The following is a 22,642-nucleotide window of genomic DNA, read 5'->3' on the forward strand; positions in this document are numbered from 1 at the left end:
GGTTGCAAGGGCTGCTTCCTGGGGTACAGCCGCCATTCGCCTTCCGAGTTGGTAAAGCGCTCGCGATAAGGTTCGATTATCTAATGGGCTGCGGCCGCGGCGACCGTGGCGCCGCGACAATCCGTATTCGATGCTTTGCGACCGAAGGCCGATCGCCCGCGCCACACGCACGGACGCGGGCGCGAGAAGAAATGCGGGCCGGGGCAAGCCGGCCCACGCATCAATCGCGGTCGTAGGAGAACTGGATGCCGGCCGTGCCACCCGTCTGAATGAATAGGTCTATGAAGGCCGGAACAGTTGCCGAGCGCGACCAGTCGCGCTGCAGTTCGCAGAACAGTTGCGCAACGCTGATCATCTTGCCACCGGCCTGCTCGATCCGGCGCAGCGCGGCTTCGTGGGCGGCAACGGAGGTGCCGCCCACGGCATCGACCACGACGTAGACCTCATAGCCTTCCTTGAGCGCGTCGAGCGCCGGGAAGGTCAGGCAGGCTTCGGTCCACAGCGCGGTCATGATCAGCTTCTTGCGCCCAGTGGCCTTCACCGCCGCGCGGAACTCCACGTCTTCCCAGGAGTTGATCGAGGTGCGGTCATAGGTCGGGAAGTCGCCCAGCACCTTCTGCAGTTGCGGAATCGGCGGCTTGTTCAGGCCGGTCTTCACATTCACAGTGGAGTGGACGATCGGCACTTTGTAGGCCACCGCGGCACGGGAGGCGCCGACGATGTTATTGACCAGCAACTGGCGGTCCATGGAAGCAATGGAGTTCACCTGGACCGGTTGGTAGTCGATGATCACGAAGGCTGCGTTCTGCGGAGTCAGCAGGTGGTCGTTGGCGGGGTCCCGAATGGGTTCGCTGGCCATGGTTATCTCCAGAGCAAAGGGTGGGTTGCCGCCACTCTGCGCATCGTGCAGGCGACACATGTAGCCTGCACGACGCCATCCTGAAGGCTTGCAACAGAGGTAGGCATCGGTTGCATCACGCGCCGAACCAGGCGGTACCGGTGCGTTGCGATAACCTGCAGCATAGGCGATGCTTCGGGGGTGGGACAGAGCGATCTGCGGTGCTGGAATGTCCTTGCGTGCGCAGTGCGTTTGACTAGTGGTGCAGACACTACTGTCTGATGCGAGGGAAGCGAATAATGGACGATTTTTATGTGCTGGCGGTCCTGTATGCCAAGCCAGGACGCGAAGCCGAACTGCGGGAGAAACTGCGCGCAGTGGTAGAGCCGTCGCGTTGCGATGCGGGCAACTTACGCTACGAGCTGTTCGAGCAGAAGGATGATCCGCGCCGCTTCGTCTTCGTCGAGCACTGGGAAAACCCGGCCGCGCAGGAAGCGCATCACACGCAGAGCGAGCACATCCGCCGCTTCCAGGAAGACGGCAGCGATGCGGTGGAGCGCGTGGAGCTGTTCTACAGGATGACGCTGGTGTCCTGAGAAATTGGCGATAGAACGATTACTATTGCGCCTCCAGCGGACTGGACGTGGTGGGATTGTGGCGGGCCAGTCTATGAAGACCCGGTCAGTCGATATGCGAACAGAATTGGGAGAGCTTGGAAGCAAGAGGGGGCGGCTTGCCACGGTTCCGGTGGGCACTCCTGACCCGCCTGAACCCGATCCCAGGTAAGAATGCACGCTGCGTGTAAGGGCCGTTCCGGCTCCGACGCGCACCGCTCTCATCCGAGCATCGTTGACAATGCGTCACCGGCGTCCCCCCCAGCCTTGTATATTGCCGCTTGTTGTATGAGGCTACCTGCTTCACCGTCAGCGCCGTGTTGGGGTAGTTCGCGACGACCCGTTAGCCGGAAGTCGCCGACGCTCGAATTCCCGCGATGAAGCGCGAGTCAGTGACCGAAGTTGGCCGCGGACGGACGGCCGCTGAGAAGCCGAGGCCGCCTCTTCCCGACCCATGCGAGCTGTTCGATTGCCCCTCTTCGCCGCCACACATACTGCTTTCGTTTTTCAGGCTGCGCTCAGGCCAGGAACGTCTCTGTCAGTCGGCACCAGTACGCTGCACCCAACGCCAGGTTGCGGTCATTGAAGTCGTAGCGCGGGTTGTGCAGGCCGCGCCCGCCGTCAGATGGGCCGTTGCCAATACGGACGAGCGCCCCCGGGCATTCCTGCAGCATGTAGGCGAAGTCCTCGCTACCCATCATCTTCGGATAGTCGTGGTCCACGTCCGCTGGGCCGACAAGTGCCATGGCAACTTCCCCCGCCAAGGCAACTGCGTCGGCGGCGTTGTCGACTACCGGGTAGCCTTCCACATAGCGGATTTCAGCTTTCGCGCCATACGATTCGGCAGTCATGTGGACCAGCGTGGTGATGCGATCCTTCAGTAGTGCGCGCACCTCCGGACTGAACGAGCGCACGCTGATCCCGATCTCGGCTTCGCCCGGAATGACATTCAGTGCGTCTCCCGCACGTAGCCGGCCAACCGTGAGTACTGCCGACTCGTTGGGGGGGACGTTGCGGGAGACTACGGTCTGGAGTGCCATCACGATGGCAGCCGCTGCCACAAGCGGATCGACCGCCAGATGAGGGCGCGCGGCGTGGCCCCCCAGGCCGATGACCTTGATGAACACCCGATCGCCCGCGGCGAGAAACGGTCCCGGACGCATCAGGAACCGGCCTTGGGGTGCGCCGGGATGGTTGTGCATGGCAAACACCATGTCGCAAGGAAAGCGATCGAACAAACCATCCGCCACCATGGCCTTGGCGCCGCTGTCGAACCCGCGCTCCTCTGCAGGCTGAAAGATCAGGTTCAACGTACCGGAGAAGTTCCGCGTGGCCGCAAGGTGCTTTGCCGCGCCAAGCAGCATCGCGGTGTGGCCATCGTGTCCACACGCATGCATGAGGCCGGGCCGGATGCTGGCGTAGGGAAGCCCGGTGTCTTCCTGGATAGGCAGGGCATCCATGTCGGCGCGCAGGCCAAGACACTTGTCACCGTTTCCCACGCGCAACTGGCCAACCAGTCCCGTCTTTCCGATGCCGCGCGTTACGTGGTATCCCCATTCCTGCAACTTCCCGGCAACCAGATCCGCGGTGTCGTGCTCCTCAAAGGCCAGCTCCGGATGCCGGTGGATGTGCTGCCGCAGTGCGGCAAGCTCGTCGTGCAGGGGGAGCAGGTCGGGAAGCGCTGTAACTGCCTTGGAATCGATGGCCATCGTCAATCCAAAGTGATGTGGTTGTCTTTGGCGATGCGCTGGTAGAACTTGATGCGCTGCTCAGTTTCCCTGGTATAGGCTTCCGGCGTGATGTCCTCGGGCACGATCATGCCCTTCGCAGTCCAGATGGACCGAGTCGAAGGCTCCGCGAGAATCTTGCGTACCGCGAGGTAGAGCTGTTGAACAATCGCATGCGGCGTCCCTGCCGGGGCGGCAAGGCCGGTCCATGATGTCTCATTCAGGTCAGGCAGCTTGAGTTCGGCAAAGGTTGGCACATCCGGCAGTTGCGGCACGCGCGCCGGTGCCGCCACGGCCAGCGCACGCAACTTGCCTTGCAGGATGTGGTCGAGGTTGGAGGACAGATTGTTCCAGGTCAGCTGCACCGACCCGCCCAGCAGGTCGGTCAACGCTGTTCCGGCGCCCCGATAGGGCACATGCGTCATCGGGATACCCGCCTGGGTCTTGAGAAGCTCCATGCTGACGTGTGACACCGAACCCGTCCCGGCACTTGCATAGTTCAGCGCGGAGGGATTGGCCCGCGCGTACTTGACCAGATCGGCGAAGTTGCGAATCGGCAGCGATGCATTGCACAGCAGCACGTTTGACAGTCGGCTGATGAGCGTGATATTCGAGAAGCCCTTCACGGCGTCATAGGGCAGCTTGGGGTTCATCGCCGGATTCACGACATGCGTGCTCTGCGAGGTGACGATGAGGGTGTAGCCGTCCGGCTGCGCTTTCGCTACATACGTCGAACCGATGGCGCCCCCGGCGCCGGGCCGGTTGTCGATTACCACAGGCTGGCCAATCGCTCTGCCCAACCTCTCGGCGATCAGGCGGCCGGACACGTCAACCGAGCCACCCGGGGAGAACGGCACAACCAGAGTGATCGGGCGTGTGGGATATTTGTCGGCGGCAAAGGCGGGCAGTTCCAGGCCGCCAAGGCTGCCAAGGGCGGTTGCTTTGAGAAAGGTGCGACGATTGATGGACATTGCCGGCGTGCGAGTTAGCGTTGCCCGAAGGTTAAGCAGACGCAGATCCGCAAGCAAACGACAAAACCATTGAGCACGATAACAAAATGTAATGACCCATGAAAATTCGCTCTCCTTCACTGGTGGAACTGCATGCCTTTCTGGCGGTGAGTCGCCTGCGCAGCTTCCGCCTGGCGGCCGAGGAGCTTTGCGTCACCCAGGCGGCTGTCAGCAGAGCGGTGCAACGTCTGGAGCAGCACCTCGGTGATTGCCAGTTGTTCGAGCGATCATCGCAGGGTGTGGCGCTGACCGAAGAAGGCCGCCAGTTGCGCAAATTGACGGAGCGCCATGTGCTGGCCCTCGAGGCTGCGGCGACCAGGCTTCAGGGGCCACGCGCTGACGGAAAGCTGCGGCTGAGCGTGATTCCCACGCTCGGTACTCAATGGCTGCTTCCCCGCCTCGCGCGCTTCAGGGAGGCGCACCCGGATGTGGACGTCGAAATGCGGCAATTTCGCCATGACGAAGACTTCAGCCGCGATGACATCGACGTCTGGATTGAGGTGAAGCGCCCCAAGCGACGTTGGCCGGCCAGAATGCAAGTGAAATACCTACTCGGACGCGAACTCGTTCCGGTCTGCGCGCCATCATTGCTTTCGCGCCTGAAGCGTCCCGGAGACTTGCTTCAAGAGGCGCTGCTCCACCATACGAATTTCCCGGAAAACTGGGCGCTCTGGGCCAAGGCGGCCGGACTCGGGGTCGCACCCAAGCTGGGCCCAGGCTACGACCTGAGCATCAATCTGATCTTTGCGGCGAAGGCCGGACTGGGTATCGCGCTAACACAACCCTGCCTGATCGAACGCGAGCTGGAAGCCGGTGAACTGGTGATGCCTTTTGATTTGCGAGTCGACACCGGGCGCGGCTATTTCACCTGTGTCGACGCACAGCGGCCACGGAGCGCCGCGCAGAATGCATTTCTGGACTGGATTCTGGCCGAGGCTCGCCAAAGCGAACCGACTGGCGCTTTCGTATCGGGGCAACAGGGCTGACGGGGGAGGGCAGTACGAGCTGGCGAAAAGGCTGAACGAAGACGGGTTGATCGATCTTCCGGAAAGCGGGCGCTCAACGTTTGGCTGGAGTAGCGGAATCCGCGCAGCAAGCACGTGATTCCTGACTGGGCGGGCACTTGGCCGAGCCATACGAACAGAAGACACAACAGTCGCCAGACTTCGGGGAAAGCAAGGCCTTGCACTTCGTGCATTCATAGAAGTAGAGGCAGGCGTCTGTCGGCATCACTTCGACCGACATGAACCCGCAATGTGGACAGGTCAACGCGGACTCAAGCATGGTCGTCGTCATTTTCATTGCCTTCATGCACAGAAAAGAGGTGTGAATCGTCAACAGTTTTAATGCAGTGACGAATGTCGCCCCATGGCCGAACTCCGCCCTCGGCTCACGTTCACAGGGCCGCCGTACGACATTGCCGAAAGCCGAGGTTGATCCGTTGCCACAATTACATCGGCGGTGTGAGCCCGTCCTTGCCGAAATTGACGCGCGATGCTTGTAGCGTCCCATCAGGCAGCCGTTTTGCAGCGCTGATGAAAATGTGCATCCCAGGCTTGAGCTCGCTCTTGTCACTCGGCACGAAGGTCACGATTGGCACATTCGCTGGCACGATTATTTTCTTCTCGCCATCCTTGTACTTCACGCTCAAGACGCGTCCGTCGACCTCGGCTACGGTCTGCTCGATGTGGACGACAGTGGCGTTGGTCATGGTGCTCTGCGGCCGAAGGTCCCACGGATAGTGTCCTTCGCCGGTCCCACGCATGGTCTCGGGAAAGATGAGCACCTCGATTGCCCTCTGGCTCCCATCTGCCTGCGGCATCCCGGCGACCCCAACGAATGAGCCCTGTTTGATGTCAGAAATCGAGGCCTTCACAACGGCAACGACTGAGGCGTTGTCGGCCAACAAGACCTTCAACTTGGCACCCTCACGCGACTTGACTACAACGGTCTGACCCTCGGCATGCTCAATAGTGCCTCGCACGCGAACGGTGTCTTGTGCGTACGCCAGCGATGCCGCGAAGAAGAGGGCAAAGCCCGCTACCTGCAGCAGTCGTATGACCGTGCTTTGTGAAACTGCGTGGCGCCACCGGATGCGTGCATCGATCCCGTGAGTACCAATCAACGCATTGCTGCGAAATCGGAAGCCGATTTGCGCTGGCGGAACGACACTGTTCATACGCACCGTGTCACCTGGTTGCGAAAGCCACGAAAAGGTCTGCATCACCATCCCCGGCAATTGCGAAGGAGTCGCCTAGAGAAGCTAAAGCGTAAACCCAAAGGGCGTATTTGGAGTGATTTGATTCAACATGAATCTTGGAATGGGAGGTAGCACCCCGCCATGGATCTTCAAGAGCACACCGCGTTTCGAGCGGCTTGCTAGCCTGCAAGATGGTTGTCCGGATCTGGCCGGTCTCGGCCCTCCGCCTATCCAGGCATAGGCTTTCTGGCGCAGAAGGCGGCTACCGCCCCATTGCAGACATTCGGCGATTCAGATGCATCGCGCATTTCACCTCGCGAGGTTGCCCAGTTCGCCTAACCTCATCTGAATCAATTCCAGTAATGCCCGCACACGCGCTGTTACGGAATGCCGGTGGCTGTAGGCACCAAGCAATTGCAACGGCGCAGGACACAGGTCCAGTGTCACCTCTTGCAATCGGCCAGCGGCAAGATCTTCCTGGCATGGGTAAGCCGCCACAATCGCGAAACCGATGCCCTGCCGTGCGCCCGCCACGGCCAGTTCTCCGCTGTTGACGCGGTAGCGGCTACGGACCGGCACCTTGACGATTTCGCCCGCCGCGTCCTGAAACTGCCAGGGCTGGCCCTTCAGTGCGCTGAGGGTGGTGATGCAGGGCAGAGATTTCAGCTCTCGCACATAGCGTGGCATTCCAGTCTTGGCCAGCAAGGAGGGAGCTGCGACCACGATGCTGGGCAGTGTGGCGAGTTCGCGGGTGATGAAGGCACTGTCCTCCTGATGACCCCGATGGAAGACGATGGAAAGGTCGACGTCCTCTCGAAGCACTTCCAGTCCGGTCATCCGCGTATCGCATTCCAGCTCGATGCCGGGATGGAGGCTACAGAATTCGGCCAGGATGGGAGCCAGCAGCCTTGGCGCTTCGCCGGGCATGCACATCTTCAGAGGGCCGCGCAATTCGCGCTGTACCACGCCAAGCTCTTCCTCCGTGGAGAGCAAGGTGTCGAGCAAGGGCTTTGCGCGTTCGTAGAGCAGCCGGCCGGCTTCCGTCATGCGCAGATGGCGGGTACTTCTCTCCAGCAGGCGTACGCCGAGTCTGCGCTCCAGTGCTGCGACGTGGCGGCTGACATTCGACGAGGGCATGGCCAACAGGCGTGATGCGCCAGCAAAGCTCTGCTCATCGACGACTGCCGCGTAGACACGGACAGTATTCAGATCAAGTGCATCGCGCATTGATTATCCCGTTTGAGGTATGAAATCTACCCATTTTCACATGCTAGTTCTCGCTGCCAGTGGAATCTAAGATGCCATTTTTGTCCGATGCATCACCCTTGGCCGTGCATCAGGACCGTTTGAGAAGGAGAGCTTCACCGTGGAAATTGGAATACTTGGCGGCGGCATTGCGGGTCTGAGCGTGGCGCTGGCCTTGCACCAGCAGGGGTACCGCCCCCGCGTCTATGAGCGCCGGGCGGCGCCTGCGACCATGGGAGCTGGCGTGACGCTCTGGCCCAATGCTGGCTTTGTGCTGCAAGAGCTGGGACTGCTGCGAGACATTGAGGCTGTTGGTGGCCGGCCTGTGATGGCGCATCGCTACGATGCGGCAGGCAACGCTCTGGGAGGCGTCGATATTGCGCTGCTGGATCGGACGATGGGGTATCCGACCCAAACGGTGCTGCGACGGGACTTGCAGGCTGTGTTGCTGAAACATGCGGCGCGGGCAGGTATCCCGGTGGAGTTCGGACACCGTGCGGCGGCCATCGATCTGGATGCCCATGGCAAGGCTGTGGCCCATTTTGAGAACGGCGTGAGCATCCGTCCGGACTTGCTCATCGGCGCCGACGGCCGTATGGATTCGGTGGCGCGCAAATTTGTTGCGGGTGACAACACGCCGATCTACCAGGGCTTCGTGAACTGGATCGGCGTGGCGCAAGGACAAAGTGCGCTGGTCGACGATATCGCGATTCAGGACTTCTGGGGGGCGGGCACGCGCTTCGGATGCGTGGCAATCCGGACCGATTTGCTCTACTGGGCAGCGGCGCAGGCGCGGCCATTACCTGGGGAAACCTCCACCTCAGGAATTCGCAAGGAGATTGAGGATCTATTCGCCGGATGGCCCGAGCCTGTCGCCCGCATCATTCGGGCTACGCCTGCGCATGCCATCCGGCTGATTGCTGTGCATGACCTGGAGCCACTGCATACATGGAGTCGGGCCAATGTGTTGTTGATTGGAGATGCAGCACATGCGCCTTTGCCGACATCGGGGCAAGGTGCCTGCCAGGCACTGGAAGATGCTTGGCATCTAGCTCGGTGCCTGGAGGGCGCAAGCGGCAGTCTGGACGAAGTCTTCCAGCAATTCACAAAGATCCGCAGTCCCAAGACAACCAGGCTGGCCGAACAGGGACGGATCTTTGCGCGCGCCCTGTTTGCGATGGACCCGGAAACCTGTCGCATCCGCAACGAGCGGGCCAAGGCATCCAATCCTGTCCGTGATGTGCAGATATTGGCTGAGGGATGGGCGCAAGGATTACCCATGCCTCGCTATGCAGGCGGCATGCCTGTGGATGGCGTCGGCGTCAGCAGTCTGTACGCTCCTGAATAAGCTTGCCAGACTAAACAACGGTTGGAGTCCCCCGCAGTGAGACTCCTCACGGTGAACTGTTGACCTGTGTCTTTTACACGAGAAGAACCAGATGGCCTTTAACCTGCCAGCAAGACGGTTAGTGCGCATCATCCCCAATTCAAATGTCATGAATATAGAACTGCCAAAAGCACCGCTCAATGTCCGCTCATTCACCGCGTATTCGAGTCGCTTTCGCCATGGAGGCCAGTTAGCGCAATTCAACCAAGCGATAAAACAACAAGCGCTGAAAATCAGTCCTCATCTCTCAAGGAACAGTTGCGTGCAGCCGTGGGCTGGATATGATTCCCGGCGGATGTTTGACATCCGCAGCACGTTGCCGACATCGCGCTGCAAACTTATTATTCCGGGTCCAAATGAACAAGAAGATGCTGTACCCCTTTGTCGCGGTTCTGGCAGTCACCGGCCTCGCCGGCTGTGGCAAGGACGTTCCGAGTTGTGGCGACGTTGAGGCCACGAAGCTGTCCAGCGAAATTCTCACGGAGTTGGTGACCAAGGACACCGGCGCACTTGCCGATCAGATCAAACAGCGCATTCACTTCACGATCGAACAACCCGTGGTGGTCGCTCACGATGAAAAGCTCAAGAGCTACTCGTGCAAAGGTGTGGCGAACTACCAGGTGTCAGACACTACGATCAACGCCCTCCAGCGCAGTCAATCCGACCCCGCCTATCAGACCGAACTCTGGAAGAACTGGCGGAAACTGATGGGCACGTATTCCGTCATGGACGTCATGGCCATGGTCAAGGAAGCGAGCGACGAGGGTGCCAGCCCCGAGCATAGGGCCGCCGCCCGTGCGGACCTCGCACAAGCCCTCAATCTTCCGGCGAGTGCCTCCGATCGAGATATCCTCGGCGCCAGCATGGTGTTTGCGGCTGCGAAGAAGGACGAAGAGATCAAGAAGAACGCTACCCTTATTGAACAGGGCATGTCGTTAATGGACCCGAACACCAAGAAGGTACCGTTCGACATCACCTATACGATCGCGAAGATCGACGGCAAGGACGGCCAGTTCCAGGTGGAAGTCCAGACGGAGAAGCCACGCTTCATTGACGCGATCCAGACCATCGAGGTCTTGCTTTCAGCCGCCGAATATACGCAGAAGGCTGCATCGAGTGCGGCGACTGGCACGGCGGCAGCGCAAGTCGCATCGCCCGCCGCACCCGATGCGTCTGCTCAGGCCGCAGCAACGCCCACACCGGCAAACGTCCAGACGGCGGCGCCCGTAGCAGAAAAGTCGCCGGCCGACTCGGCGCCGGCTTCACAGCCTCTCCCCCAGGTGTCGAGCGAAACCGCGCCACAGGTCAGCGGGCAGCAGGAGGCAGCGAATGCCGTCATCGAAGCGAGCTTCGACTGCGCCAAGGCGAGCACGAAGATCGAGAAGCTGATCTGCTCCACCCCCGAGACCGCTGCAGCCGACAAGCGCCTCGGCGCCGCATTTGCTGCCGCCAGACAGAAGGCAGCAGACCCGCAGCAACTCAAAGCCCAGCAGATGGACTGGATCAAGCAGCAACGTAATGTTTGCAGCGATGCGGCATGCGTGCTCAAGGTGACGGACGACCGCGTTCAGCAATTGTCACGGTCATAGTCTGCGGCGGCGTCGCCCCGTCCTTTTGAGGCGTGAAACCGGCCGCGAGCAAGTCGTCGGCCGGCCACTGGTCGCTCGACGTTGGACGGCGGCGACCAGCCACCCTCATGCGACTCGCCTGAGCAATTCGGGCAGACAATTGGCAAATTCTGGCTGAATGGCACTGATCGGCCTGGTGATGGCCGGGTTGCCGGCCGGTACCGCATGGGAAATTCATCTGCGGTGCGGCGCCAACGAATGGATGGCGCCATGCACGAAAGAGTTCGTGGCGCCCAACGAAACGTTTTTAAGGTGCAACAGCATTTGGTGGGCGGCGAGTCTACTGCAAAAGCCGGCTGTGTCGACCCTAAGTCACCCGGCTGAGGCCGATGCGTGCCTCATTAGCGATGGCACTCCGGCACGCCAGTCGAAAAACAAGGTACAAGCAGCTATAAGCTGCGAGAAAGCGCTTTTCCCTTATCTGCCGTGGCACTTCTTGAATTTCTTGCCGCTGCCGCAAGGGCACAGGTCGTTGCGGCCGGGCTGGTCGCCCCTCACCACGGCCTCCACGCGCGGACCCAGGCTCTTCCAGATCTGGCGCAGGTCGTAGACCGCCCAGATCGCCTCGCCGAAGGTTTCCACGCGCGCCTGGCTGGTGCTGGGCGGGCCATCCTCGCTGTACATGCAGACCTCGGGCTGGCCAGTGTCGTCCTCGGTCAGGGCGACGATGCTGTCGAGCGCGTCGTCCAGCCACTGGGCGGCCTCCTTGTCGCGCGGGGCGGCCCAGTCCTCGGGCCAGTTCTCCACCGCGAACATGAAGCCCAGCGCCCACACCTGGCCAAACGACGGGATTTCCCGCCCATCCATCTCGGCGCGCTCTTCCTGGGGCAAGCTCAAGATGGCGCCGCGGATGTCCATGGCCTCGGGATGGAAGGTGCGTTCGTCCTCCAGCGTCTCCACGGGCTGGTCGAGCTGGTGCTCCACCTCGTTCCACCGGCGCTGCCACAGCTCCATAAAGCGGGTTTGCTGGGCCGCTTCATGGAACGCGGGCAGCAACGGCAGCGGGCTGCCCTCGGCCACATCGAGTGCCGCGCCGTCGCCCAGCAGCATGGGCAGGTAGTCGGCAGCGGGGATGCGGCGGCGCGTGCAGACCAAGGCCGTGAGAAAGCCGTCGCAGAACTCCCATTGCGGGATTTCCTCGGCGCGCTGACGCAGGTCGTCCAGCAAATCGTCAAGCTCTTGGAGTTCGTCGGGCGTCAGGGCGGTGGCTTCGGTCATGGAGCGGGTTCTCTCGGTGCGGGGTGGGGATGCGCTGGACGCATCGCCGCGAAGTATAGCGCCGCTCCTTTGCAGATGTGCGTCGTGCGACTTGCAAGACCGTGCCGTTTCGGCACCGCGCGCCAAGCCGGGTGAATCCCCGCGGCCGTTCGCCGGAGCGGCGGCCGCTCCCGAGTGGCTCCTGTTGGCCGGAAAGGGACCACAGTCGCGTCCTTCTTACTGCATCCGGGCGAGCACGATCAACACCACCGTGACCGTCACGGCGCCGCCAATGCGGGTTGCAATCTGCGCGAAAGGCATAAGCGTCATCCGGTTGGCGGCGGTAAGAATCGCCACGTCCCCGGTTCCTCCCTGGCCGCTGTGGCAGGCAGTTACGATGGCGGTGTCGATCGGGTACATCTTCAGCCAGGTGCCCACCAAGGCGCCAACGGCCATCAGCGTTGCCACGGTGGCGACGATGGTGATGATCGTCGGCAGGTTGAATGCGGCGATCAGTTTGTCCCAAGGTGTCAACGACACGCCGATCGCGAACAGCAACGGGTAGGTGACCGCCGTCGAGAAGAACTTGTACACCACAAATGCACCCTCCTGCAGTGGTGGTGACACGGCCTGCGTCAGCTTGAGCAGTACCGCGATGAAGAGCATGGCCACAGGCGCTGGCAGACCGAAGAGGCGATGGCACATGATCCCGACCACATAGAGCGTCAGCGCCGTTACGCCCGCCGCGGCGATGTGGTCCACATCGACGTGCCCGGTGATTTCCTTCTGGTTCGCGTCCAGTTCATCGTGCTCGCCGGGTTGCAGACGGCCCTCGCCGGTATAGGCGGGGTAGCGTTTGCCCAGGTAGTTCAGCGTGCCGGACAGGATGATCGCGGTAAGACTGCCAAGCATCACGGGCGGCAGTACCGTCGCGAACAAGAGGCCCTGGTCCTGGTGAAGGATCTCGCTGTACCCGATGGAGAGCGGAATCGCCCCCTCGCCGACGCCGCCGGCCATGATGGGCACGACGATATAGAAGAAAGTGTGCGAGGTACCGAGGCCGAGCGCGGTGCCGACAAGCGTGCCGACCGCGCCCGCCGCGATGGAACCCGCGGCCAGCGGCACGAATATCTTCAGGAAGCCCTTGATCAGCACATGGCGATCCATGCCAAGAATGCTGCCGACGATGATGCAGGCGATGAAGAGGTAGAGAAAATTCGATGCCTTGGTAAAGTCTGCTGTGACTTTGACCACCTGCTCGGGCAAGAGCTTGTAGTACACCAGCGCCGATGGCACGAAGGTGGCGAAGATGGCCGCCGCGCCGATGGCGCGGATAAGAGGGATGCGCTTGCCGATCTCCGCGAGCGTGAAGCCGCAGAATGCAAACAGGACTATGACCAGCGAGATCTCGTTGGCAAGCTTGTGGATGGAGATCAGTACAGCGAGCAGCACGGCGGCCAGGATATAGACCGGCAGCGGGAAGATGCCGATGCGAATTTCCATCACGCGCCACCAGCCATGAGGCCAGAATCTTTCGTTCTGAGGGGCTTCGTTGGGTTGCGTAACGACCGGTTCGGCTTCCATGGCTGACGTTCTCCGGAGGCGAGGGGCGGGCGCAGCGCAGGCAGGCAGTTCAGACCGCCTGTTGGGGTCGACAGCGTCCGGTTTGCTGTCCATCTTGGTAGCCGATGTAGTCAAAGTCAAACTGCCTGCCGGGCAGGACCGCAGTCATGATCGCGGCGCGTCTATTCTGGGCCGGAGGTCCGCTCGCAGCGAAAATGCGGCGTGACGGGCGCTTTATACCCCGATGCATCCAACGGTCGTGTCCATCCTGTCAGCGGCACGCGGGAGGCGTGTGAATCGAGAGTCGCGTCATCAAACACAAAAAAAAGCGGGCGCCGCCGGGGGAGGATCGGGCTTGCATGTTGCTGTGCGCGGAGCCGGGACGCCGACCATAGAAGTCTGCGGGAAGAGCGATACTCGGAATTCGGGATTTCTTGTTCCATGTTGCACGCACGCTATGGTCTGGCGCCTCCGAAGAAATGCCCGGGCCTCGGTCGAAGTCCTGTCGAGGAAGTACGCGACATGCGAGAGTCGTTCGTGCTCTCGCCGGCGGTTCGTTTCGGCACTTAGTCACTTGCTACGCAGCCATATCCAGAATCACTTTCCCCCGTACATGGCCGCCCATGCTCCTTGCAAGGGCGTGGCTTGCTTCTGGAAGGGAGAAGACCGAATCGATGTGGATGCGCAGATCGCCCGATGCATGGAGCGCGCCCAATGCGGCAAGCTGCGGTCCATCCGAGCGGGTCGCAAAGTGTTTGCCAGTTGCCTGTGCTTCATTGGCGCGCTCGGTGTCCGGCTTGCTCACGGTGGAGACCAGAATGCCGCCGCGCTTCAGCACCGACCATGACCGCGCCTGCGTGGTGCCGCCAACAAGGTCGAGCACCAGATCGACATCAGAGACCTGCTTCGCGAAATCCGTCGCATGATAGTCGATGACCTCCGCGGCGCCGAGGCTCTGCACGTACTCGCGATTGCCGGCCGAAGCCGTGCCGATGACGTGCGCCCCCGCAAGCTTCGCGAGTTGTACCGCTGCACTGCCTACCCCACCGGCTGCCGCGTGAATCAGAACGCTTTGGCCTTTGCGTAGCTCACCATGCTCATGCAGCGCCTGCCACGCGGTCAATGTGGCGGCCGGAGTCGCCGCCGCGTCTGTAAAGCTCAGCCGTGCCGGTTTGCGAGCCAGACGCGCCGGGTCCACCACGATGCGGCTCGCGTAGGCGCCCACGATGCCGATGAAGCCCATCACCTCGTCGCCCGGCGCCAGCGTGCTCACGTTGCGTCCGACCGCCAGCACCGTGCCGGCGGCGTCGACGCCTGGGGTGAATGGCAAGCGAAGAGGAATGAACGCTTTCATTGCGCCACTGACGATCTTCCAGTCGATCGGATTGACCGCTGCGGCGGCGACATCGATCAGGACTTCGTCGTCGCCGGGTACAGGATCGTCCAGCGATGCCAAGGTCATTGCATCAAGACCGCCGTAGGCGGCAACTCGTATGGCTTTCATCGGATGCTCCTTGAAGGAATGCCTGCAATGGGGGCGTCGAGCGCCAGTGCAGCCTGAACGGGGTCGAAATACTCGCGCAGATGAGTTATGCGCCCGTCACGAGCGGTCAGGAAGACGACATACTCCTGGCGGTAGGTACGTCCGGTTGACGGAATCAACCCTTCGGCACGCACCCGTGCCACGGCGTGGTGCGGGTCCGCGGTGGGAGTGACGACGGCGTCGAAAAAGCGGAAGTCCTTGACCGCGCCGATGAACCAAGCCGCGTGCTCGATCACCGCTTCGCGCCCCTCGAGCCGCAGCGGATGCCCGAGGCTCGGCGCATAGGGCAGGTCCCACACAACGTCATCGGCAATTAGCCCTTGCCACTGCTGGTTGTCGTCGACCAGCCACCGGAGGTGAAGCTGCAACAGCTCTGAGGCGATGCTCATGATGGGTTCCCCTGTCTGTGCATTGGTCAGGCGATGGCCTGGCTGGCCGGTGCGCGGCGCGCGTCCAGACCAAATGCCCCGCTGCCGAAGGCTGCTACCTGCAGCAGCCCTCCAGCCATGGCGAAGTTCTTCAGGAAGTGGAACATCTGATTCTGGTCGGCCAGCGCATGGTGGAAGACCAGCGCCGTCACCACCGCATAGGCCGCCAACAACAAGGCGACGATGCGCGTGCGATAACCAGCAACCAGCAGCACTGCGCCTGCCAGTTCAAGGATCAGGGCGCCCAGATAGCCCAGCAGCGGTGCGGGCAATCCCAGGGACGCGATGTAGGACATCGTTGCGCCGGGGGCCATTAGCTTGCCCAGACCGCTGATGAGGAAGATGGCGGCGATGAGGATTCGGCCGATGGCCGGGATCACGTTTTGCGGAACTGCGAGATTCTTGTTCATGACGAGCATCCTTTAGGTAGGAGCATGAAAGACGGGTTGCGTGGATCGGAAGCTTGCGGGGGTTGCGCCCCGTTGCTGAAGAAGGTTAGGCGGGTGAAATCCATATCGGTAGCCTATATTTCTAGATGTTTTCCATCTACGGAATAGATAGATGCTCGACGCCGTCTCGCTGGACCAGCTCCGCACCTTTATTGCTGCCGTGGACGAAGGCAGCTTCTCCGCGGCCGGCCGCAAACTACGGAGGGCGCAGTCCGTCGTCAGTCACACGCTTGCCAATCTGGAGGGCCAGATCGGTGTGCAACTGTTCGATCGCACCGGCCGCTATCCGCGTGTGACGAAGGAGGGCACGGCACTGCTGGCGCAGGCTCGTCTGGTCGTGAGCGGGATGGACGGTTTCAAGTCGAGGGCGAAGGCTATCGCCGACGGACTGGAACCCGAACTCTCGGTTGTCGTGGACGTCATGTACCCGATGGCCTCGTTGACTGAGGCGGTCGATGCCTTCCGGAAGGCATTTCCCCACACGCCACTGCGGCTCTATGTCGAGGCACTTGGCGCGGTCCTGCAGCCCGTACTGGCCCAGAAATGCCGGCTTGGCATCAGCGGCTCGATGCCTTCCGTCCCGGAGAGTTTGGATGCAGAAAAGCTGCTCGATGTGCCAATGGTGACAGTGGCCAGTTCGGCACATCCGTTGGCTGCCCGCAAGGGGGTTCTACGGCCGCGAGACCTGAAGGCGCACGTGCAACTGGTGCTGACCGACCGGACATCGCTGACCGACGGCATGAGCTTCGACGTGTTCTCACCGCAGACCTGGCACCTGGCCGATCTGGGTGCCAAGCACGCCTTCCTGCGCGCGGGGTTCGGATGGGGGCATATGCCGGTCGAGATGGTTCAGCACGATCTGGATACAGGCCACCTGGTCAGATTGCAGCTCGAGCAGTTCCAACCGCATACGCCGCCCATTTCCATGTTTGCGCTCTACCGAAAGGACACGCCACCAGGGCCCGCAGGGCAATGGTTCCTGCGCAGGCTCAAGGGCGGCGAGGCGGCGTTGATTCCATCGCGTTAAAGGCCATGCGTTGATGGCCGCGACGCGCAACCCTGCGTGCCGTGCGCTCGCACGGACGCAGGGCAGGTCTGGCGCGCACCGGGTGCCCGTGTCTCCCCGACCGGGGCGCCGGCGGCGCGCGAAGGCCCGTCAGATGCCGCTGCGGTCGGCCTTCAGGTCGGGATTGCGCAGGGCCGGACCCTTGTCGTCGCCGTTTGCTTCCTTGGAGGCGCCGCCCCAGCCGTGGTCGGTCAGGTCGATGATGATGTCGTTCGGATCGCGGTACTTCACCTCGTAGAAGATGTTGCCCTTCACCGGGACTTCGCCCATGTAATAGCGGCCTCCGGCTGCTTCCACGGTCTTGCGTGCCTCGACGATGTCGTCGACCCACACGCCGATGTGATGGAGCCCGACGAAGTCCTTGCCGCGGTCTTCGCCGGCAGCGTGGTCGCTCTTGTAGTTCAGCAGGGCGATGCTGATCGTGCCGTCAGTCAGGTAGACGCCGCGCGCCAGCGACGAATCCGTCTCGCCGACTTTGCGGAAGCCAAAGGCCTGCTGATAGAACTCGGCCGCGCCCCAGGGGTCGGGGACGGACAAGGCGATATGGCGCAGTTTGCTGCTCATGGGTGTGCTCCTCTTTGTGGTCAGTGTCTTCTCGTCGTTGCGGATCCAGGTCAGACGCCCGGATTCGATTCGACTTGAATGTATACAATACACGTAAAGTGTGTTCAATAAAAGAAAAACGTACTCATATCGGTAAGTAAAAATAACCAGTCTTCATCGCGTATAATTGCGTCGCATCCAGCGCGTACCAGACCTGAGGACACCGTGACCACCATCGCTTCCCAAATTGGCCAGCAACTTGCCGACGAGATCATCTCGGGCGCGCTGCCGCCCGGCGCGAAGCTCGAGGAGCCTGCGCTGGCCGAGCGTTTCCAGGTATCGCGCACGCCGGTGCGCGAGGCGCTACGGCTGCTCGATGCACGCGGCCTGATAGAACTGGTGCCGCGTCGCGGCGGGGTGGTGATCAATACCAGCCCCGAGCAACTCGCCGATATGCTCGAGGCACTGTGCGAACTGGAGTCGCTGTGCTGCCGCATTGCCACGCAGCGTATGAGCGCGATGCAGCGCCGGCAGCTGGAACTCCTGCACGAAGAGGCCATCTCCGCCGCGGAGAAACACGACAGTGACGCCTACCTGACCCTGAACCATCGCTTTCATCAACTGATCTGCCAGGGCACCCAGAATGCGACCCTGGTAGCGGCGGTGGAAAGCCTGCGTGAGCGGCTGGCGCCGTTCCGCGCGGCGCAGTCGGGCGTCGAGCGCCGCTTCGAGGTTTCGCACCGCGAGCACCAGCAGATCGTGGAGGCAGTGCTGGGCGGCCATCCCGAGCAGGCCTATCTGGCGATGCGCAGCCACACCACGCGGCTCACCCTGCATGTGATGGAACTGATCCAGTCGAAGCAGGCCGGCGGCGCGAAAAGCGCGGGCTGATACCGGGCGAGGCGGCATCCATGTCCGCCGCTGTCCGATACAGCGGCGGAGCACCGATGTGCAGCGGGGCCCTCAGCCTGTCAGACCGAAGAAGCGCATGGCATTGCCTGCCAGAATCCGCGTCCGGTCCGTTTCATCGAGGTCGGGGCTGTTGGCGACCAGCTTGCCGATTTCCTGTTCACCGAGCGGAAACGGGTAGTCCGAGCCCAGCATCACGTGGTCGGCACCCATGACTTCTACCAGCAGACGTAGCGAACGATCGTCGAACACCGCGCTGTCCACGGAGAACCGCTTCAGATAGTGGGAGGGCGGATGGGGACAGTCCTGCCGCACGATATCCCGGCAATGCCAGGCGTTCTCCGCGCGACCCAGCAGGAACGCAAAACCACCGCCGCCGTGGGCGAAGCAGAGCTTCAGCGTTTCCGGAATCCGCTCAAACGCGCCGGACAGGATCAACGAGAGGATGCCGAGTTGCGTTTCCGCCGGCATTGACACCAGCCACGGCAGCATCCATTTTTTCATGCGCCCGTCGGTCATCATGTCCCATGGATGCACCAGCACCGGAATATCGTTGTTCGCGCAATGCACCAGGAAACTGACCAGGCGCTCGTCATCCAGGTCGTGCGGACCCAGGTGATTGCCGATCTGCACGCCAACGTGGCCGGTCTCCCTGGCGCGCGAGGCTTCGATGCACGCCAGGTCCAGGTCCTGCAGCGGCACCTGTGCCAGCGCCTTCAGGCGCTGCGGGCGATAGGCGCAATGCTCGAGCGCGAGGTCGTTCATCCGGCGCGCCCACGTGGCTGCGGCGCTGGCGTCGTATCCATAGCCGAACATGATCGGCGTGGCGCATACGATCTGCATGTCCAGCCCGTTGCGGTCCATTTCCTCGATGCGCAGCGCGGGGTCCCATAGCGCGCGATAGACGGGCCGGAAACGTCTGTCGCCGGCCATGATGTGGCCCGATTCGCCATCGCTGTCGACGGCGAGCCATGGCGCGTTGTCCGCGTCCAGCGCGGCGGCTTCTTCCCGGGTGATGCGCGGGAAGAAGTGGGCATGCATATCGATCTTCTTCATGTTGCCTGGGACGTGAGCGGACGGTAGGCGATCGCTTTGATCTCGATGCGCAGGTGGGGATGCGGAAGCTGGTGCACGGCCACGGTCGTGCGGGTCGGTCCTTCGTAGCCGAAGTACTCGGCATACACCGCGTTGTAGCCACCGAAGTCGTTCATATCCACCAGGAAGCTGGTGATTTCCACCACGTCCTCCAGGTCCGCGCCCACGCTGCGCAGGATGTCCCGAATGTTCTCGATCACAGCGCGGGTTTGCCGGCGGATATCCAGTGCGGTCGTACCCATGGCATCCACCTCGACACCCTCGAAGGTATTGTCGGCGCGGCGGGAGCTGGTGCCCGAGACGAACAGGAAGTCTCCAGCGCGACGCACATGGGGAAAGGTGCCGCGTGGCGTGGCCTTTCCGGTCACCACTGATGAAGCGGAGTTTGCCTGCATGTTTGCTCTTTTCGTTGTGAAGGCCCGCCCGGTAGCCGGGCGGGCATGGCGTCATGCCGCCAGGAAAGAAGCGCGGCCAAGCGCGCCTATCGTTGCCGAAACATGGTTGCCGCGCACGAACGCTTCCGCAGCCGTGGCCGCTCCCGCCATGATCAGGCTGCCGGCTGGCAGCACGGCGCCGGCGCGCGTCAGCACGTGCGATGCCTGTACGAGGCTGCGCAGCGGATGGCCGAGAATGGCGGCGGTCGAACCTGTTTGCCTGGTGCGGCCGTCGATGCGCAGCACCACGCCGAGATTGGCCAGTACATCAACATTGCGCGACCACGGGCCGACGACCAGTCCCGCCGACGAGCAGTTGTCGGCCACGACATCTTCCAGCGTGAAGCGGAAATCGCGGTAGCGCGAGTCGATGATCTCGATCGCCGGCGCCACGGCCTCCAGGTAGTCGACACTCTCCAGCAGGGTCAGCGGGCCAGTGATGTCGCGGCGAGTCAGAAAGCAGACCTCCGGTTCGGCGCGCGGATGGATATAGCGTTCCAGGTCCACGCGGCCGCCGTCTTCCTCGATCATGGCGTCGGTCAGCCATCCCCAGATCAGGCTGTCCACGCCCATCTGGACCATCTTGGCGCGGCTGGTGAAACCCAGCTTGATGCCGACGCGGCGTTCGCCGCGCTGACAGCGGTGTTCGATCGACATGGCCTGGATGGCGTAGGCCTCGTCAAGCGTGAACGGCGAGGCCGCGCTGAACTGGCCGATCGCCGCGGCGTCGCGCGCGGCCGCGTCCAGGGCGCCTGCGATGGCTGCGTGATGGCTCATGCTGCCTCCTTGCTCTTCGCGCTGCCCGACCGCTGCAGGTCGAGCGCCACATCGACGATCATGTCCTCCTGTCCGCCGACCATGCGGCGGCGCCCCAGTTCGACCAGGATATCGACGGTCTTCAGGCCGTACTTGCCGGCCGCGCTCTCGGCGTGGCGCAGGAAGCTCGAATACACGCCGGCGTAGCCGAGCGCCAGCGTTTCACGGTCCACGCGCACGGGGCGATCCTGCAGCGGGCGCACGATGTCGTCGGCGGCGTCCATCAACTGGTAGAGATCGCAGCCGTGGTGCCATCCCATGCGTTCGGCAGCGGCAATAAAGACCTCCAGCGGCGCATTGCCCGCGCCCGCGCCCATGCCGGCCAGGCTCGCATCGATGCGGTCGCAACCTTCCTCAACCGCGACGATGCTGTTGGCAACGCCCAGGCTGAGGTTGTGGTGCGCGTGCATGCCGGTCTCAGTCTTTGGATCGAGCACGTCCTTGAACGCACGAAAGCGTGCGCGCACGCCGTCCATGGTCAAGGCGCCACCGGAGTCCACCACGTAGACACAATGCGCGCCGTAACTTTCCATCAGCTTTGCCTGGCCGGCCAGCCTGTCGGGCGGGATCATGTGGCTCATCATCAGGAAGCCGGCGACATTCATCCCCATCGACCGCGCGGTCTCGATATGCTGCCGCGCCGTGTCGGCCTCGGTGCAGTGCGTGGCCACCCTGACCACGCGCGCGCCGGCGGCGTAGGCTTCGCGCAAGTCGTGCACGGTACCGATGCCCGGCAGCAGCAGCGTGGCCACCGCTGCGCGCTGCACGGACTCCGCCACTGCCGCGATCCATTCCACGTCGGTGTGGGCGCCGAATCCGTAGTTGAAGCTGGAGCCAGCCAGGCCGTCGCCGTGCGCCACCTCGATCGAGTCCACGCCTGCCGCATCGAGCGCGCGTGCGATCGCACGTACCTGCGGAACCGAGTACTGGTGACGGATCGCGTGGCTGCCATCACGCAGGGTCACATCGGAGATATAAAGTTTCTTGTCGGTCATGACCGGCTCCTTAGCTTGCTGCCGACAGGGCATGATGATTGCCCAATGCCTGTGCGACGCGTTCGGCGCATGCGAGCGCGGCGCTCGTCATGATGTCCAGGTTGCCTGCATAGGCGGGCAGGTAGTGCGCGGCGCCTTCCACTTCCAGGAAGACCGTGACTTTCAGGCCGGTGGTCGGCCCGAGGCCGGGCACATTCACCGGTGTGTCGATGCGGTCGAACTGCACACGCTGTTTGAGCCGGTATCCGGGCACATAGCCCTGCATGCGTTCCACCATCGCGTGCACGGCGGCTTCGATCGCCGCGGTGTCGGCTTCGTCGATCAGGCAGCACACGGTGTCGCGCATGATCAGCGGCGGCTCGGCCGGGTTGAGAACGATGATGGCCTTGCCGCGCCTGGCGCCGCCCACTGATTCGATGGCGCGCGAGGTCGTTTCCGTGAACTCGTCGATGTTGTCGCGCGTGCCGGGTCCGGCGGACTTGCTCGCGATCGAGGCCACGATCTCCGCATAGTGGACCGGCGTCACGCTGGCCACGGCAGCCACGATGGGAATGGTGGCCTGGCCGCCGCAGGTGACCATGTTGAGGTTCGGCGCATCAAGATGTTCGCCGGCATTGACGCTGGGCACCACGTAGGGGCCGATTGCGGCTGGCGTCAGGTCGATCACGCGCACGTTGTGCGCCTGCAGCGTGGCGTTGTGGCGGGCATGCGCGCCAGCGCTGGTGGCATCGAAGGCGATGCGGATATCGCCGAACTCCGGCATGGCCAGCAGGCCGTCGATGCCGGCGGCGGTGACCGGCACGCCGAGGCGCGTCGCGCGCGCCAGGCCTTCCGAGGCGGGATCGATCCCCACCATGGCGCCCATCTCGACATGCTTGCCGTGGCGCAGGATCTTGATCATCAGGTCGGTGCCGATGTTGCCGGAACCGATGATGGCTACCTTGCAGGGTTTCAT

General features: G+C 62.5%; 23 protein-coding genes. 6 read left to right on the forward strand and 17 right to left on the reverse strand.

Annotated features, from left to right (window positions below):
• Nucleotides 1-220: 220 nt before the first annotated feature.
• On the reverse strand, nucleotides 221-859 hold the full coding sequence (locus B2246_RS00055; protein WP_186426291.1) for a hydrolase: 639 nt from the start codon (nucleotides 857-859) through the stop codon (nucleotides 221-223).
• A gap of 278 nt (nucleotides 860-1,137) precedes the next feature.
• Here B2246_RS00055 and B2246_RS00060 point away from each other — a divergent pair, with 278 nt between their 5' ends.
• Nucleotides 1,138-1,434: a putative quinol monooxygenase gene (locus B2246_RS00060; RefSeq protein ID WP_008645516.1), complete on the forward strand. Its 297-nt coding sequence runs from the start codon at nucleotides 1,138-1,140 to the stop codon at nucleotides 1,432-1,434.
• 536 nt (nucleotides 1,435-1,970) lie between these two features.
• On the opposite strand, the gene B2246_RS00065 is transcribed toward B2246_RS00060, so the two are convergent.
• Entirely contained in the window at nucleotides 1,971-3,161 is a 1,191-nt protein-coding gene (locus B2246_RS00065) for a M20 aminoacylase family protein (protein ID WP_008645519.1), read from the reverse strand.
• Nucleotides 3,162-3,163: 2 nt separating this feature from the next.
• A complete protein-coding gene (locus B2246_RS00070) occupies nucleotides 3,164-4,150 on the reverse strand; it encodes a Bug family tripartite tricarboxylate transporter substrate binding protein (protein ID WP_186426302.1) in 987 nt (328 codons plus the stop codon).
• Between the two features lie 98 nt (nucleotides 4,151-4,248).
• Between B2246_RS00070 and B2246_RS00075 the strand changes: the two genes are divergently transcribed.
• On the forward strand, nucleotides 4,249-5,175 hold the full coding sequence (locus B2246_RS00075; RefSeq protein WP_040011016.1) for a LysR substrate-binding domain-containing protein: 927 nt from the start codon (nucleotides 4,249-4,251) through the stop codon (nucleotides 5,173-5,175).
• Nucleotides 5,176-5,248: 73 nt separating this feature from the next.
• Here the strand turns inward: B2246_RS00075 and B2246_RS00080 are convergent, their stop codons facing one another.
• The 3 genes from B2246_RS00080 to B2246_RS00090 all read right to left on the reverse strand — a co-directional run bounded on the left by B2246_RS00080 (nucleotide 5,249) and on the right by B2246_RS00090 (nucleotide 7,616).
• Nucleotides 5,249-5,485 carry a GDCCVxC domain-containing (seleno)protein gene (locus tag B2246_RS00080; protein WP_186426290.1) on the reverse strand — a complete coding sequence of 79 codons (237 nt, stop codon included), beginning with the start codon at nucleotides 5,483-5,485 and terminating at the stop codon, nucleotides 5,249-5,251.
• A gap of 154 nt (nucleotides 5,486-5,639) precedes the next feature.
• Entirely contained in the window at nucleotides 5,640-6,419 is a 780-nt protein-coding gene (locus B2246_RS00085; protein WP_214608521.1) for a hypothetical protein, read from the reverse strand.
• A 279-nt stretch (nucleotides 6,420-6,698) separates the two neighbouring features.
• Complete coding sequence (locus B2246_RS00090; RefSeq protein ID WP_008645527.1) at nucleotides 6,699-7,616, reverse strand: LysR family transcriptional regulator; 918 nt, start codon at nucleotides 7,614-7,616, stop codon at nucleotides 6,699-6,701.
• A 139-nt stretch (nucleotides 7,617-7,755) separates the two neighbouring features.
• Here B2246_RS00090 and B2246_RS00095 point away from each other — a divergent pair, with 139 nt between their 5' ends.
• Nucleotides 7,756-8,982, forward strand: coding sequence for an FAD-dependent monooxygenase (locus B2246_RS00095; RefSeq protein ID WP_286962451.1), 1,227 nt, complete (start codon nucleotides 7,756-7,758; stop codon nucleotides 8,980-8,982).
• Nucleotides 8,983-9,377: 395 nt separating this feature from the next.
• Nucleotides 9,378-10,610 (forward strand): lysozyme inhibitor LprI family protein, encoded by a 1,233-nt coding sequence (locus B2246_RS00100; protein ID WP_008645531.1) that lies wholly within the window; start codon nucleotides 9,378-9,380, stop codon nucleotides 10,608-10,610.
• Between the two features lie 456 nt (nucleotides 10,611-11,066).
• On the opposite strand, the gene B2246_RS00105 is transcribed toward B2246_RS00100, so the two are convergent.
• From B2246_RS00105 to B2246_RS00125, 5 genes are all read right to left on the reverse strand, one after another.
• Nucleotides 11,067-11,867, reverse strand: a complete 801-nt coding sequence (locus B2246_RS00105; RefSeq protein WP_286962454.1) for a YecA family protein — start codon at nucleotides 11,865-11,867, stop codon at nucleotides 11,067-11,069.
• 216 nt (nucleotides 11,868-12,083) lie between these two features.
• Nucleotides 12,084-13,430, reverse strand: a complete 1,347-nt coding sequence (locus tag B2246_RS00110) for a 2-hydroxycarboxylate transporter family protein (RefSeq protein ID WP_186426288.1) — start codon at nucleotides 13,428-13,430, stop codon at nucleotides 12,084-12,086.
• A gap of 556 nt (nucleotides 13,431-13,986) precedes the next feature.
• The gene (locus B2246_RS00115) at nucleotides 13,987-14,871 is read right to left on the reverse strand and encodes an NADP-dependent oxidoreductase (protein WP_234707073.1); all 885 of its coding nucleotides are present in this window, start codon (nucleotides 14,869-14,871) and stop codon (nucleotides 13,987-13,989) included.
• Nucleotides 14,872-14,909: 38 nt separating this feature from the next.
• A complete protein-coding gene (locus tag B2246_RS00120) occupies nucleotides 14,910-15,341 on the reverse strand; it encodes a nuclear transport factor 2 family protein (RefSeq protein WP_186426287.1) in 432 nt (143 codons plus the stop codon).
• A 26-nt stretch (nucleotides 15,342-15,367) separates the two neighbouring features.
• A complete protein-coding gene (locus B2246_RS00125) occupies nucleotides 15,368-15,790 on the reverse strand; it encodes a DoxX family protein (RefSeq protein ID WP_035884030.1) in 423 nt (140 codons plus the stop codon).
• 151 nt (nucleotides 15,791-15,941) lie between these two features.
• Between B2246_RS00125 and B2246_RS00130 the strand changes: the two genes are divergently transcribed.
• Nucleotides 15,942-16,856, forward strand: coding sequence for a LysR family transcriptional regulator (locus B2246_RS00130; protein WP_286962457.1), 915 nt, complete (start codon nucleotides 15,942-15,944; stop codon nucleotides 16,854-16,856).
• Between the two features lie 129 nt (nucleotides 16,857-16,985).
• Here B2246_RS00130 and B2246_RS00135 read toward each other — a convergent pair whose 3' ends face one another.
• Complete coding sequence (locus B2246_RS00135) at nucleotides 16,986-17,459, reverse strand: VOC family protein (RefSeq protein WP_286962459.1); 474 nt, start codon at nucleotides 17,457-17,459, stop codon at nucleotides 16,986-16,988.
• Nucleotides 17,460-17,663: 204 nt separating this feature from the next.
• Here B2246_RS00135 and B2246_RS00140 point away from each other — a divergent pair, with 204 nt between their 5' ends.
• A complete protein-coding gene (locus B2246_RS00140) occupies nucleotides 17,664-18,329 on the forward strand; it encodes a GntR family transcriptional regulator (RefSeq protein ID WP_008645541.1) in 666 nt (221 codons plus the stop codon).
• A 72-nt stretch (nucleotides 18,330-18,401) separates the two neighbouring features.
• Here the strand turns inward: B2246_RS00140 and B2246_RS00145 are convergent, their stop codons facing one another.
• From B2246_RS00145 to B2246_RS00165, 5 genes are read right to left on the reverse strand one after another with little or no spacing between them, the layout of a single operon-like run.
• Nucleotides 18,402-19,403, reverse strand: a complete 1,002-nt coding sequence (locus tag B2246_RS00145) for an amidohydrolase family protein (protein ID WP_008645542.1) — start codon at nucleotides 19,401-19,403, stop codon at nucleotides 18,402-18,404.
• Nucleotides 19,400-19,837 carry a RidA family protein gene (locus B2246_RS00150; protein ID WP_286962461.1) on the reverse strand — a complete coding sequence of 146 codons (438 nt, stop codon included), beginning with the start codon at nucleotides 19,835-19,837 and terminating at the stop codon, nucleotides 19,400-19,402. The genes B2246_RS00145 and B2246_RS00150 overlap by 4 nt, the downstream gene beginning before the upstream one ends.
• Before the next feature lie 51 nt (nucleotides 19,838-19,888).
• The gene (locus B2246_RS00155; protein WP_286962462.1) at nucleotides 19,889-20,653 is read right to left on the reverse strand and encodes a 2-keto-4-pentenoate hydratase; all 765 of its coding nucleotides are present in this window, start codon (nucleotides 20,651-20,653) and stop codon (nucleotides 19,889-19,891) included.
• Nucleotides 20,650-21,687, reverse strand: a complete 1,038-nt coding sequence (gene dmpG, locus B2246_RS00160; protein WP_286962463.1) for a 4-hydroxy-2-oxovalerate aldolase — start codon at nucleotides 21,685-21,687, stop codon at nucleotides 20,650-20,652. Before dmpG ends, B2246_RS00155 begins: the two co-directional genes overlap by 4 nt.
• Before the next feature lie 10 nt (nucleotides 21,688-21,697).
• Nucleotides 21,698-22,642 (reverse strand): acetaldehyde dehydrogenase (acetylating), encoded by a 945-nt coding sequence (locus tag B2246_RS00165; RefSeq protein ID WP_286962465.1) that lies wholly within the window; start codon nucleotides 22,640-22,642, stop codon nucleotides 21,698-21,700.

This window comes from Cupriavidus sp. UBA2010, from assembly GCF_002335265.1.
Classification (GTDB): Bacteria; Pseudomonadota; Gammaproteobacteria; order Burkholderiales; family Burkholderiaceae; genus Cupriavidus; species Cupriavidus metallidurans.